The 12,354-nt window shown below is 69.3% G+C and carries 9 protein-coding genes and 4 pseudogenes; 6 read left to right on the top strand and 7 right to left on the bottom strand.

What is annotated here, in order from left to right:
* Positions 1-20: 20 nt before the first annotated feature.
* Both RKD20_RS26080 and RKD20_RS26075 read right to left on the bottom strand, forming a co-directional pair.
* Entirely contained in the window at positions 21-617 is a 597-nt protein-coding gene (locus RKD20_RS26080; RefSeq protein WP_424879834.1) for a hypothetical protein, read from the bottom strand.
* Positions 618-711: 94 nt separating this feature from the next.
* Positions 712-2,851, bottom strand: a pseudogene (locus RKD20_RS26075) (N-6 DNA methylase).
* Between the two features lie 254 nt (positions 2,852-3,105).
* On the opposite strand from RKD20_RS26075, the gene RKD20_RS26070 reads away from it, so the two are divergent.
* Positions 3,106-3,900, top strand: coding sequence for a hypothetical protein (locus tag RKD20_RS26070; protein ID WP_424879833.1), 795 nt, complete (start codon positions 3,106-3,108; stop codon positions 3,898-3,900).
* 63 nt (positions 3,901-3,963) lie between these two features.
* Here RKD20_RS26070 and RKD20_RS26065 read toward each other — a convergent pair whose 3' ends face one another.
* A complete protein-coding gene (locus RKD20_RS26065; RefSeq protein WP_424879832.1) occupies positions 3,964-4,707 on the bottom strand; it encodes an N-acetyltransferase family protein in 744 nt (247 codons plus the stop codon).
* A gap of 85 nt (positions 4,708-4,792) precedes the next feature.
* Positions 4,793-5,278: pseudogene (locus RKD20_RS26060) on the bottom strand (HNH endonuclease family protein); the annotation flags it as partial.
* Between the two features lie 576 nt (positions 5,279-5,854).
* Between RKD20_RS26060 and RKD20_RS26055 the strand changes: the two are divergent.
* From RKD20_RS26055 to RKD20_RS26040, 4 genes and pseudogenes are all read left to right on the top strand, one after another.
* A complete protein-coding gene (locus tag RKD20_RS26055; protein ID WP_424879831.1) occupies positions 5,855-6,523 on the top strand; it encodes a tyrosine-type recombinase/integrase in 669 nt (222 codons plus the stop codon).
* The gene (locus tag RKD20_RS26050) at positions 6,520-8,718 is read left to right on the top strand and encodes a tyrosine-type recombinase/integrase (protein ID WP_424879830.1); all 2,199 of its coding nucleotides are present in this window, start codon (positions 6,520-6,522) and stop codon (positions 8,716-8,718) included. Before RKD20_RS26055 ends, RKD20_RS26050 begins: the two co-directional genes overlap by 4 nt.
* On the top strand, positions 8,715-9,314 hold the full coding sequence (locus tag RKD20_RS26045; RefSeq protein WP_424879829.1) for a DUF6262 family protein: 600 nt from the start codon (positions 8,715-8,717) through the stop codon (positions 9,312-9,314). Before RKD20_RS26050 ends, RKD20_RS26045 begins: the two co-directional genes overlap by 4 nt.
* 278 nt (positions 9,315-9,592) lie before the next feature.
* A pseudogene (locus RKD20_RS26040) lies at positions 9,593-9,979 on the top strand (polysaccharide biosynthesis C-terminal domain-containing protein); the annotation flags it as partial.
* 60 nt (positions 9,980-10,039) lie between these two features.
* Here RKD20_RS26040 and RKD20_RS26035 read toward each other — a convergent pair.
* Complete coding sequence (locus RKD20_RS26035; RefSeq protein ID WP_424879828.1) at positions 10,040-10,816, bottom strand: HNH endonuclease family protein; 777 nt, start codon at positions 10,814-10,816, stop codon at positions 10,040-10,042.
* 49 nt (positions 10,817-10,865) lie between these two features.
* Positions 10,866-11,141: pseudogene (locus tag RKD20_RS26030) on the bottom strand (hypothetical protein); the annotation flags it as partial.
* A gap of 203 nt (positions 11,142-11,344) precedes the next feature.
* Here RKD20_RS26030 and RKD20_RS26025 point away from each other — a divergent pair.
* Entirely contained in the window at positions 11,345-11,530 is a 186-nt protein-coding gene (locus RKD20_RS26025; RefSeq protein ID WP_424879827.1) for an antitoxin, read from the top strand.
* Between the two features lie 92 nt (positions 11,531-11,622).
* Here the strand turns inward: RKD20_RS26025 and RKD20_RS26020 are convergent, their stop codons facing one another.
* A complete protein-coding gene (locus RKD20_RS26020; protein WP_424879826.1) occupies positions 11,623-12,231 on the bottom strand; it encodes a nucleotidyltransferase family protein in 609 nt (202 codons plus the stop codon).
* Between the last annotated feature and the right edge of the window lie 123 nt (positions 12,232-12,354).

Genomic DNA, 12,354 nt, shown 5'->3' with positions numbered 1-12,354 from the left:
GACACGTCCTGTCGCCACGGTCACCTGCCGCTCTCGGTGGTGCCGCCGTCGTGCTTGCGCAGATAGTCGCTGAGCTCGTCGAGTTCGGCGCGCACCTGGTCGATGCGGGCGGGCGCGGGGCGCTGCGGCGGCGGGGGCGGCAGGACACCGGGGGCGGGGACCGGAGGAGCCGACGGTTGCGGCTGCGGCTGCGGCTGGAGCGTGGGCGTGTACGGCGGCTGCGGCGCCGGCTGCGGGTAGCCGTAGCCGGTGTGGGCGGTCGGGCCCTGGGGCGGCGGGAAGCCGGCGAACCGCCGCTGCTGGTGCACCCGGATGTCCATCACCAGGAAGTACACGCTGCTGAAGAGGCCGAAGAGCAGGACCAGCGACATGGCGACGTCGGTCCGGTGATCGCTCTCCGGCAGGGCGCCGACCACCGCGAAGCACGCGATGGACAGCGGCAGGCTGGCCCAGGCCAGCACCCAGTCGACGGTCCGTCCGCGCAGGAACGCGACCCGGAACAGGGGTGCGCAGGCGAGCAGGCCGCACGAAAGGAAACCGACGGCGGCGAGCACCACGCGCAGGGTGATGACCGTGCCCGAGTCGCGGGCGGGCGGCGCCGCGCCGTGGCCGTACATGAACGCTCCTGAACCGGGATTCGATGTGGGGTTCGAGCGTATAGGCCGATACCGACAACTGGTCACGGGTTGTACCGAACCGTTGTCGACCTGATCAGTCGGGCAGGACCGTTCCGTCGGTGAGGCCGTCGTACATCCCGCGCACTAGTTGCTCTCCGAGCCGGCCCGCGTGCCGGAGCGCCCGCTCGAACTCGTCGAGGGTGCGGAAGCGTTCGCCGTAGCGCCGTTGTTCGTCGAGCGGGAGCCGGGGCAACTGGAGCCTGCGCACGTCCAGGCGGGTCGCGGTGGAGGCGTAGCTGCTGGCCTGGCGGTTGTTGGCGGTGCCGCGCAGGAAGCCGGCGAGGAACCAGGGGTCGAGCGCCGCCGGATCGGGGCGCAGCAGCACGAGGTTGCGTCCCAGGGCGGCTCCCGCGGTCGCCGTGTCGATGATGCGCGCCACCGAGCCCCCGCCGAGCACCGGTACGACGACGTCGCCCGGTTCGGTCAGCACGGCCTCCTCGTCGCTCTCGGGAAGTGTCCCGGAGGGGTCGGTCCCGGACAGGACGTCGTGGTCGGTGAGCACGGGCACGCGTGTGTGGCCGCCGTTTCCCCCGGTGCGCAGCATCAGGGCGCTTCCGCGCGCGAGTTCGCCGATGGTGGTGAGCGGCCACCGCACGGGGTGCGCGGCGTCGGCACGCCGCGGGGTGAGGTCGGCGGTCAGGCGCAGGGTCTCCCCCAGCAACTCGCGCACGGCCGTGAGCTGTTCGGCGCCGTCGGCCGCCGTGGGGGGCGGCAGGTGGCGGGGCGGGGGCGAGGTCCACGTCGTCGTCGAGGAGTTCGATGACGGGCAGCGCGCGGGCCAGGCCGGGCCGTTCGGTGAAGCGGCCGGGGCGTTGGAAGGCCTGCCAGGCGTCGAGGACGGCCTCGCCCACGGCCCGCCAGTCCGGTCCGCCGCGCCCCTCACCGGCGAACTGCCCCACGTCGACGACGAGCACCTCCGGCTGCGCGGGCGCCCTTTCCGGGCGGCGCAGCACCCACAGGTGCAGCGGGATGTTGTACGGCGGTGCCGCCCCGACCGGCAGGGCGATCACGGCGCGCAGGGCACCGCGGCGCAGCAGGTCGGCGCGGGTACGGCGGCCGGAGCGGCGGGAGGCTGCCGCGGGCGGCATGAGCAGCACACCGGCGCCGCCGTCCTTGAGGCGGGCGAGGGCGTGCTGGACCCAGGCGAGCTCGGACTCGGTGCGGGCCGGGAAGCCGTACTCCCAGCGGGGGTCGTAGGCGAGTTCGTCGTGGCCCCAGTTGCGCTCGTTGAACGGCGGGTGGCACAGGACGGCGTCGGCGCGCAGCTGCGGGTGGGCGTCGGCGCGCAGGGTGTCGCCGGTGGCGCCGCGCACGGTGGACCAGGTGTGCAGGGCGAGTCTGAGCGTGGTGAGCGCGGCGAGTTCGGGGGCGCTGTCCTGCGCGTAGAGCTTCTGGTCGGGGCGGGTGGCGGCGGCCCGCAGGAGGGCGCCGGTGCCGCAGGCCGGGTCGAGGACGGTGCGGGCGGGGCCGGCGAGGTCGGCCATGAGGCCGGCCAGGTCGGCGGGCGTGAGCGTGTACTGGCGCGGGTTGGCGTCCAGGTGCCGGCCGAGCAGGAACTCGAAGGTCTGGCGGGCGCCCAGCTCGGCGGCCAGCTCGGCGACACCGCGCAGGAGGGGGGCCGAGGGGAGGAGTTCCGGACCGGTGGGGGTGTGAACGGCGGAGTGCACACTCGCCGCGGGTGGGTGGTGAACGGCGTTCACAGCAGACGGCGCGTCGGCCGCGGATGCCGGGGCCGCGCCCGGGGTGTTCACAGTCTGCGGAGTGCTCGTGGCCGACTCCGGCCCGAATCGCGGTGTGAACACCTCCCGCAGCGCCCCCGGCAGCATCTCCGCGAGGCGTTCGTCGGAACCTGCGCTCAGCTCCAGCCAAACCGGCGGGCGGTCATGGATCAGCAGCAGCACGCAGCCCGCGTGGATGAGGGCGGTGACCGGGCCGTCGGGGTGGCCGGAGAGCTGCTGCCAGACGCGTTCCCGCAGTGGGACCTCGGCGAGTTTCCCCTGCGTGCGCAGCCAGGACTCGACTTCGGCGAGCGCGAAGGACGGGCTGGTCTCGCTGCCGCCGACGGGCCTCGGGAAGTCGGCGTGCCGACGGCGCCAGTTGCTGACGGCCGCGCGGCCCACGCCGGCCATCCGCGCGATACCGGCGGCGGTCACCTCAGTCGCGTTGTCCTGCACCCGTCCGGCTCCCCTCGTCGTACCGCACCAGTCCTGAGCCCCGCATGTGACGCCGAGCATACCGACGCACGCAAGATCTACCCATTCACGGCCGTGTACACGATGAGCGCCGTGAACAGTGTTGACTCGGTTCACAGCCTCTGTTCTTATTGACCCAGCGAACGAGCGATCCCCGAGTGGCGGTGGTCGCACACAGCACACAGCCCGCACCCCGCACCCATCTCACCTCACCGCATCCCCACCAAGGACTCACCATGCGCCGTACCGCACTCGCCGCCCTCTGCATCGCCGCCGCGGCCACCGCAGGACTCACCGGATGCCAGCCGGGCCAGGACAAGGCCGACAGCGGGACGAACGCGTCCAGTGCGTCCGCCGGGTCGGGCACGCCGGCCGCGAAGAAGGAGCCCTTCGCCGGGCTGACCGGCGGAGAGATAGCCGACCGGGCCACCAAGGCCACGACCGGCGCCGCCTCGCTGCGGATGAAGGGCGACATCCCCGACGACGAGAGCGGCGCCACCATCAGGCTCGACGTCCTCCTGAACAAGAAGGGCGAGTGCGCCGGCACCATCGGCATGGGCGGCAAGGGCAAGGCCGACCTGATCAAGACCGGTGACCTCGTGTACATGAAGTTCGACGAGGCGTTCCTGCGCGAGCAGAGCGAGGGCGAGTCGAAGGCGGACACCGACGCGGCCGTGGCCATGCTGGCCGGCAAGTGGACCAAGTCGAAGGCGACGGGTGCGGACGCCAAGGAGTTCGAGGGATTCTGCGACCTGGGCGCGGTGCTCGACGGCGCCGAGGACACCAACTCGGACGCGAGCCGCGGCAAGGCGGCCACCGTCGACGGGGCTTCGGCGATCACCTTGCACGAGAAGGACGGCAAGGAGCGCTACACGCTGTACGTCGCCACCGAGGGCAAGCCGTACCTGCTGCGGATCGACAGCACGGCCGGAGCGGACCAGGGGTCCGTCACCTTCAGCGACTTCGACGAGCCGGTCCCGACGCAGAAGCCGACCGGCGAGATCCTGGACCTCGACGCCCTGGGCGGCTGAGCCCTCCGGAACGGACGGGACGGACGCGCCACACGCGGCACGCACGAGCCCGGCGCACCACCCTCAAAGGGCGTGCCGCATCCACACGTTGGGCTCGACGTACACCGCGTAGCCGCGCTCCGGCTCGCAGCGCACCGGCACCAGCGCCCCGGGCACCTCGACGTCGCCCCGGGTGTCGAAGGGCAGTCCGGTCCAGCGGCGCCACTGCTCCAGCGAGCCGGACACCGTCATGGAGGCCGGCGCCACGGAGTGCACCTCGGCACCGGCGCGGACGTGCACGCGCAGCCAGGGGTCGTACGGCAGGCCGTCGGGGCGTACGCGACGGGCGTACTCCTCGATGGGGGTGTGCGGTTCCAGGTGCTTGGCGCTGGGGCGGACCGGGGCGACGACTTCGCTGAAGCCGCGGGCGCGGGCGTTGTCACGCATCGCCGAGAGCATCCGGGCGGACAGGCCGTGGCCCTGGAGGCGCGGATCGACGACGACGGAGATCGCGCTGACCGTGTCGGGCCGTACGCCACGCCGCAGGTCGCTGAAGGCCCACCCCAGCACCTCGTCCCAGCCCCGGGCGGGCAGTTCACCGCGGTCCTCGGTGTGGAGGGCGAAGGGGACGCCGTGGGCGTGCGCGACGACCTCGCCCCGCTCGTCCTCGGCGAACAGGACGTGCTCGGGGAGTTCACCGGAGATCCGTCCGTAGTGGGCGCTGCCCACCGGGTCCTCGGTCACGAACTCGGGCCAGCTGTCGGCCATGCCGAGGACGCGCTCCCGCATCTCGGGACGCTCGGCGAGACTCGACACCGTCAGCTCCATGCGATCACCGTAGGCGCGGGGCGGCCCGGCGGAAAAGCGCTTTTCCCCGCCCGCAGCTGCTCCGAGGAGACGTGGGCGCGGAGCCTCAGTCCGCGTGGAAGCGCGGCGGTGCGGCCGTCGGATTGCCGCCCACCGGGAGCTTCTGGCCGGGACAGCCGGAGAGGACCTTCTCCATCGCGGACTTCTCGGCGGCCGTGACCCACAGGGCGTACTTCTTCTTCACCGCGACCTGGGCGGCCACATACGTGCACCGGTACGCCTTGTTGGGCGGCAGCCAGGTCGCCGTGTCGCCGTCCCCCTTGGAACGGTTGGTGCTCGCGTCGACGGCCAGGAGGTTGAGGGGGTCGTTGGCGAGAGCTATCCGCTTGCCGGCGTCCCAGTACTTGGCGCCCTTCTGCCAGGCGTCGGAGAGCGCGACCACGTGGTCGATGTCGACCTGGCTGCGCCCCCGCCGGTAGGTCACCTCCTTGCCCGAGTACGGGTCCGACTCGAGCACGCCGTAGGACACCTTGCAGTGCCCGCCGGTGAACTTCACGTTCTCCAGGTCGCGTTGGAGTATGTCGTCGCGGGTTATCTGCATGCCCTTCTTCTCTGCGAGAGACGTGAGTGACAGCCGTGTCCTCTCTCTGTCCCTCTCTGTTATCTGTCACGCCAAGAGGCACATGGGTGACATACATGAGAGAGGGACGACTCGATGAGGTTGCATAGGGAAAAGGCCATTTCACCCACCACAGGAGAGGTCACCTGGCTACTCGTGGACGAGGTGACCTACTGCCCTCATCCCGAGGCACGGGAGTTCTCGCTCTACCTACGAGGCGCGGGACGCTCGCCGCAGACGCAACGCGCCTACATCCCTCGTATCGGGCGCTTCCTCAACTGGTGCGCGGGAAGGGGCACGGACTGGAAGACCGTCGGACTCGGCGACATGACCCGGTTCAAATTCCACGTCGAGCGGACACCGACACGGCTTGGACAACTCCCGTCGGGAAAGACCGTCAACGCCGTCCTCACCGCCGTCTGCGAGTTCCTCCGTTTCTGCGCTGTCCAAGGTCACGTGTCACACGAGGTGGCCGCGCGCCTGAGCGAGCCACGCTTCCTGACCTCGCCGCCGAGTGGTTTCGACCCGGGGGAAGGGGGTCAACACCTCATGATCAAGGCCCGCGTCCTGAAGGCACCCGAGATCGAAACGACACCCGCGATTCTCACCGAGCCCCAGGTCAGAGAGGCACTGGCGGCAGCCCGTTCAGCCCGGGACCGCCTCCTTCTGACGGTACTCGTCGAAGGGGGCCTGCGGATCGGCGAGGCTCTCGGACTGCGGCGCGAGGACATGCACCTGCTGCCGGACTCAACGCATCTGGGCTGCCGTACACGCGGTGCCCACCTGCATGTCCGCCCCAGGCAGGACAATGTGAACGGCGCACGAGCGAAGGCAGGCCGCCATCGGATGGTGCCGCTGGCTGAAGGTTCGGTGCACCGATACCGCGACCATCTTTCAGAGCGGGAGAACGTGCCCGAAGCCGTCAGCTGCGACTACGTGTTCGTGAACCTCGTCGGCGCGTACGCGGGCAGGCCGATGACGTACTCCAACGCCCAGCAGATCGTCGAGCGGATCGGGCAGCGCTGCGGTTTCCGAGCCCGTCCGCACATGATGCGGCACACGGCAGCAACGCAGTGGATTCGCAGCGGCGTCTCACCGGACGTCGTCCAGACGCTGCTGGGCCATGCCTCATCGGCGAGCACCGCTGTCTATCTGCACGCCCAGGACGAGGAGCTTCGAGCCGCTGTCGATCGTGTCTCGCCGGAGGCCGTCCGATGACGCGGGGTATCGGCCTGGCCGTGATCGCAGCGCCCCACCAGGAGGACCACGCTTGGGCCACCTGGCTCGCGGAACGCCTTCTCCCCGGCTGGCGCGTCACCGAGTGGGACGAGAGCGCGCTGCTCTTCACCGCAGTTCCAGGCAATCCAGCGACCAGCGTGTTCATCTGCAGGGTGAACGCATGCTCCACGCACGTGGCCCACAACGGCGGCCGCTGCAGCGCCTGCAGCAAGGCACGCTGGGCTCGTGGCAACCCATCGGACTTCGACGAGACCTACGTACCTGACTCGGCACGTCGCCGACCCAACGTCTCGGACGGGCCCTTGCCTGGAGTTTCCCAGTTCTCGCTCAACGGTGTCTCCTCGGCCGTGCGACGGGAGATCCTGTACGGAATTCAGCAGCGCGATGCCGCCGGGATCAACCTCGTGCCCCAGCGCGTCCGTCGTGTTGTCGCCGGGCTACCGCCCGGTCTGCCATCTCTCCTGGACCTGGACGAGAGCTTTGCCCGTCGCCTCCCTGCCGACGCCGCCGGCTTCTTGAACGGCGTTCTTCTTCATGTCCAACGCGCTCGCCTCCAGTTCGACGGTGGTGACGCCACATCAGGGGATGTCTGGCAAAGCTCTTTGGTAGGACTTGTCGCCGGGCGCGGGCGCAAGTACGCGGCTGTCCACGGCGTCATTGACTTCCGGCCCATTCAGCAACACTGGCTACGGGAGCTGGTCAAGGAGTACGGACGCACCGCTCGTCCCAACGTGCTGGATCTGAGGCAGACCCTGCATGCAGCCTCGATCGCGTCCACGGCCCTGGCCGACCGCCCCCACAGCGACAAGCCGGAGAAACTGTCGATGGCAGATATGAGCGCAGTAGTGGACGCATTCCGCGTAGCGAAACGCCCCGACGGTCGCGACTACTCAACGAGCCACCGCCGGTCACTCCTCCGTCTGTGGCGGACGTTTCTGGAGTACGCCCGCCAAGCCGGGATGATGGATCACGTGCCGGGCGGGTTCGCGCTCAATCCCAAGTACCACAGCATCGCCGCTGTTGAGGCTTCCGAAGACGACATCGGCCGGGCCATCCCTGAGCATGTCATTGCCCAGCTCGACGCCCAGATCCCTTTGCTCGGCACCTCGACCGCGTACGAAAGCGGAGGCTGGACGGCCGCTGACTTTACGCAGATGTACCAGACGGTCTACAAGGTGCTCCGGGATACCGGGCGACGCCCGGGCGAAATTACGAGCCTGCACCGCAACTGCCTGGAGTGGATCGACGGCAAGCCGACCTTGATCTACGACAATCACAAGCGGCGCCGTCATCGCCGACGGCTCCCCGTCAACGAGGCGACCGCCCAGGAGATCGAGGCGTGGCAGAAGGAACTGGACCGGCTGCCACCCGTACCGGCCTGTGAACAGTGGCTGTTCCCCTCGCCGGGGCAGCGCAACCGGCCCCGGCGAGGTCATCTGACCTCCGCACAATTCTGCAACCGGATCTTCCGCGACTGGGTCGACGAACTGATCCCGGACCTCTTGGACGAACGTCTGGACGAAAGCGGCGCCCCTCTTGCCTACGACCGCACCCAGATCGTCCCGTACGGATTCAGGCACGCCTACGCGCAGCGGCATGCGGACGCCGGGACGCGACCGGATGTCCTCAAGGAACTCATGGACCACCGGTCACTCGACGTCACCATGGGCTACTACAAGGTCTCCCTCAGCCGCAAACAGGAGGCCGTGAGGACAGTGGCGAAACTCGCCGTCGACCGGCACGGCACCCCGCAGGGCTTCGGCGACCCACTGGCCTACGAGGTCGAAAGCGTCGCAGTCCCCTACGGCGGCTGCACCGAACCCAGCAACGTCAAGGCGGGTGGCGGGCACTGCCGCATCCGTTTCCAGTGCGCCGGCTGCGATTTCTACCGCCCCGATCCCTCCTACCTTCCTGCCCTGGAGCAGCAAGTGGCGGACCTGCGGGCCGACAAGGAGGCCGCTCTGGCCATGGACGCCGCCGACTGGGTCGTACGCAACTTCGACGACCAGATCCGCGCCTATTCGAAGTCGGCCGACGAGATGCGACGCCGACTCGAAGAGTTGCCGGAGAACGAGCGGGCCACGGTCGAGGCAGCCTCCCGTGAACTGCGCAAGGCCCGCTCGGCCGCCGCGTTCATCCCCGTCCAGTCCTTGACCACCCGGAGTGCTCGGTGAGCCGTACCGCCAGTTCCGACAATGCAAGCCGGGATGTCCGGGTCCGGCGGCTGTCTGCCGCCCGCGCCCGAGACAGTGAGGCCAAGACAGCCCGCTCCCTGGGCGTCGTACGCGATCTCCTTGGCTCCGAGCATCGGGTCACGTTCGCCGGTGTGGCCCGCGAGGCGCAGGTGTCCACCTGGTTCGTCTATAACCAGCCCCAAGTGCGGAACGCCGTGCAGGCCGCCATGGACGAACAACGAGGGCTCGGCCGGCAGGCCTCTTTGAGGTCAAGCAGTCACCGCGTGACCCAGTCCGGGCTGCACACCGAACTCGCCCTCGCGCGGGAGGAGATCAAGGACCTGAAGAAGGAACGTGATCGGCTCCGAGAGCGCGTCCGGCTTTCCCTGGGCGCGGAGCTGGACAACGTGAACCGCAGCCAACTGATCGAGCGAGTGGAGCAGTTGGAACGGGAGAAGACGGACCTGAAGCACGAGCTGTCGGCCGCCCGAGAGCAACTGACGGCTCTGGAGCGGCGCCTGCAGGAGTCGGAAGACGACCTCATCGCTGCGAGGGCCGGCCTGCGCCGTGCGATGCGGGCCGTGCCCTCGAAGTGACCGCGCCCATCTGGGCGCACCACGGACGAGGTGCACAGTCGTCGGGTTCCCCCGGGCTGGGGTGAGACTCTGTCGCCGACCAATGGGAGCCCGGGGATCTTGGCGGCATAGATTTGCCGGATGGTGGAGGGATTACAGACTGCGGCTGGGGATGGGGAGAAGGGGCGGCGCGCTGCTCCGAGGGGCGGGGCGGGCAAAGGCGGACTCGCCCGGTCGTCGCTGCTGATGGCGCTGGGCACCGTGGTCTCGCGGGCGACCGGGCTGATCCGCCAGGTACCTGGATCGCCGTGGTGAACATCGCGCTGGCCACCGCCTGCCACCTGCTGCTGCCCGCACGCTGGGCGGTGACCGGCATGGCGGCCGCGTACGCCCTGTCCTATCTGGCTGGTCTCGCCCTCACCGCGCGTCTGCTGCGCCGGAAGCTCGGCGGTCGAATCGACGACGCAGGCCTGCGCCGTACTTATGTGAAGCTGCTGTCCGCCGCCGCTGTCGCCGCTGGGCTGGGCTGGGCCGCTGCTCGGGCTTGTGCCGCCACGACGAAGGACGGCACGTGGTCCACCGCTGTCGCTCTTGCGGCGGGAACGGTCGCGATGGCACTCGTGTACTTCGCCCTCGCCCGGCTCATGAACGTCAGAGAACTACGACGGATTCCTGGCCTGCGGTGAGAGCCTGCGCCGAGCGTTACAACTCAACGTGACACGCGGCTTCGGCAGCCTCCCCTGCCCTCATCCGCCGCACTGCTTCACCATCATCTGCCTGTCGGGCGCCGTCACCGGCATCTCGTACTTGAGGGCGACCTGGGCGAATCGGACTGCGTACGCGCACCTGATCGGCTTGTTGGGCGGGAGCCAGGACGCAGGTCCGGAGTCGCCCTTGGCGGAGTTGGCACGGCCCTCAACCGGGATCAGATTGAGCACGTCGTTCGCAAGCTGCTTGCGCTTGCTCTCCGGCCATCGTGACGAGCCCATCTGCCAGCTGTACGACAGCGGCACCACATGGTCTATCTGCACCTCGGCCGCCTTCTGCTTGCGCCACTCGATGGTCGTGCCGGTGTACGGATCCTGCAACGTCATGGCGACGACCACGCAGTTGGAACCACTGCGGAAGCGCAGGTTCTGACCATCGCGCCGGATGAGATCGTTTCGGGTGTCACACCCGTTCCTCGCGAGCGGCACCCCGTCGGCCGTGTCCATCCAGGCGTAGCCGAACTCGTCCCGGTCATAGCCGGTCTTGGGTCCCCTCCCCTTCGTTGACAGCTCCTCTATGAGTTTTCGGGCCGTCTCCTTGTCCGCGTCCGTCGTAACGGGCGCGAGCCCCGGCTTCGTACCGTCGGGGTTCTTCAGCGGACTGACCGCCCGTCCGTCCGTCGCGGTCGGTCCCGCTCCCGTCGAAGAGTCACCTTCTTCAAAGTCTTTACACCCTGAGACGAGAACCGCAGCGGTTGCCACAACGGTTACGGCCCGGAGGAAGCGCGTGCCGGTTCCCGTAATCCCGTGCCTCATGTGCCTCTCAGTAAGCACAAGCCACCCCACCCCGTATGAGCTGCACGAACACCTCAGTCATCCGGCGCAGCATAGAGATAACGCGGGTGTCGCAGTCGTTCGAGTCGGTGTCCGCCCACGCGGTGCCGAACCTCTCGCGCTCATATCCCGTCTTGGGCGCCCGCCCCTTCACGGTGAGCGACTCGGCGGCGGTGAGGGCCGCACCCGAACCGCCCGCACCCCCGGTCTCCTCGGGCCCGCCGGACCCGGTGGTCGTGTCCGCCTTGCACCCGGTCACCGCGAACACCAGTACGACGGCGGCCGCGGCCCCGCCCCTCAGACGCATCACGTGCGCCCCTCCCCTTGAAACCGGTCCGCCCCCGCAGGGGAGCGCTTTCCCTCGTACGACGTCTCGCACACCGTAGCGAGCGGGCGCACTGCGGCATTCAGGAGGTCCGGACCTGGTCCGGGGCGCCATTCGTTGGAGTGGGCATTGCAGACATATCAGTCGTATCGTCGTTGCTGAGTCGCTTCCGGAAGGAGCTCTGGATGGGCATCTTCGACAGGTTCAAGAGCAACCGCCAGATGCAGGACAAGGCCAAGGACATGTCCGACATGGCGGAACGGAAGGCCAACGACAGGACGGGCAACAAGTACGAGAGCCAGGTCGACGACGCGCAGCAGAAGATCGAAGGGTCGCTCGGCATGGATCGCGACAAGCCCGAACAGCCGTAACGGCTCCCCACCGCACGCTGAGGCCGTCCGCGCGGCTCCGTCTCGCGCGGACGGCCTCGCGTTCCTGATCCGTCATGGTGCCTCGGCCGGGGTCATGCCGGCGGGCCGGCCGGCCACGGCAGCACCGTGAGCTCCGGCCATTCCTCCTTCCAGCGCGCGGCCTTGGTGTCGTAGACCGCCCTCGGAGCGAGCACCGGATTGGGCCGGACCACGAGGTTGAACACGTCGGACAGCCCGTGGGGCGCGTAGACCCGCCATTCCCCGTCGGGCTCCAGCCGTACTCCCAGACAGCACGTGGTCGCGGCGAAGCGGTCGATGGCGGACTCGGTGGAGTCGTACGGCGGGCAGGGCACTCCGAACTTCCGCTCGTACCAAAGGTGCACCCGGGCCTCGTTGCGGATCTCCACCTCGGCCCTCAGGTCGTCGAACACCTCCTGCCCTGCCTTGATGACGGCGTCCTCGGCCTGCCAGGAGAGGTCGGTGCCGTCGAAGTAGAAGACGTCGTAGTCCCGGATGCCGTGAGCCGGGGGCCTGCCGGTGACCACGTTCCACACGGTCTGGAACAGGCAGCCCGCCGTCACGTACCAGCCCGGCAGCTCGAGCGTCGCCGTCCTGGCCATCACCTCGGTCAGGACCTCGTTCCGGCCGAGCACGGAGCGGAACGCGTCGAGTTGTTCCGCGAGGGGAAGTCGTCCGAGCATCCGTCCTGACTATCACGGTCAGGGTTTGCCGGTACCCGGTCGTATCCGAGCGGGGCAGTCGCCGAGCAGGCCGGCGAGGGCGGCCGGCCGGCGAGCGCAACGCCCCCGTCACCCCCGCCCCGC

Origin of the sequence: Streptomyces sp. SLBN-8D4 (assembly GCF_049739545.1) — a bacterium.
In the GTDB taxonomy this organism is placed as follows: Bacteria; Actinomycetota; Actinomycetes; order Streptomycetales; family Streptomycetaceae; genus Streptomyces; species Streptomyces canus_C.
This window is presented reverse-complemented; position numbering and strand designations above follow the sequence as displayed.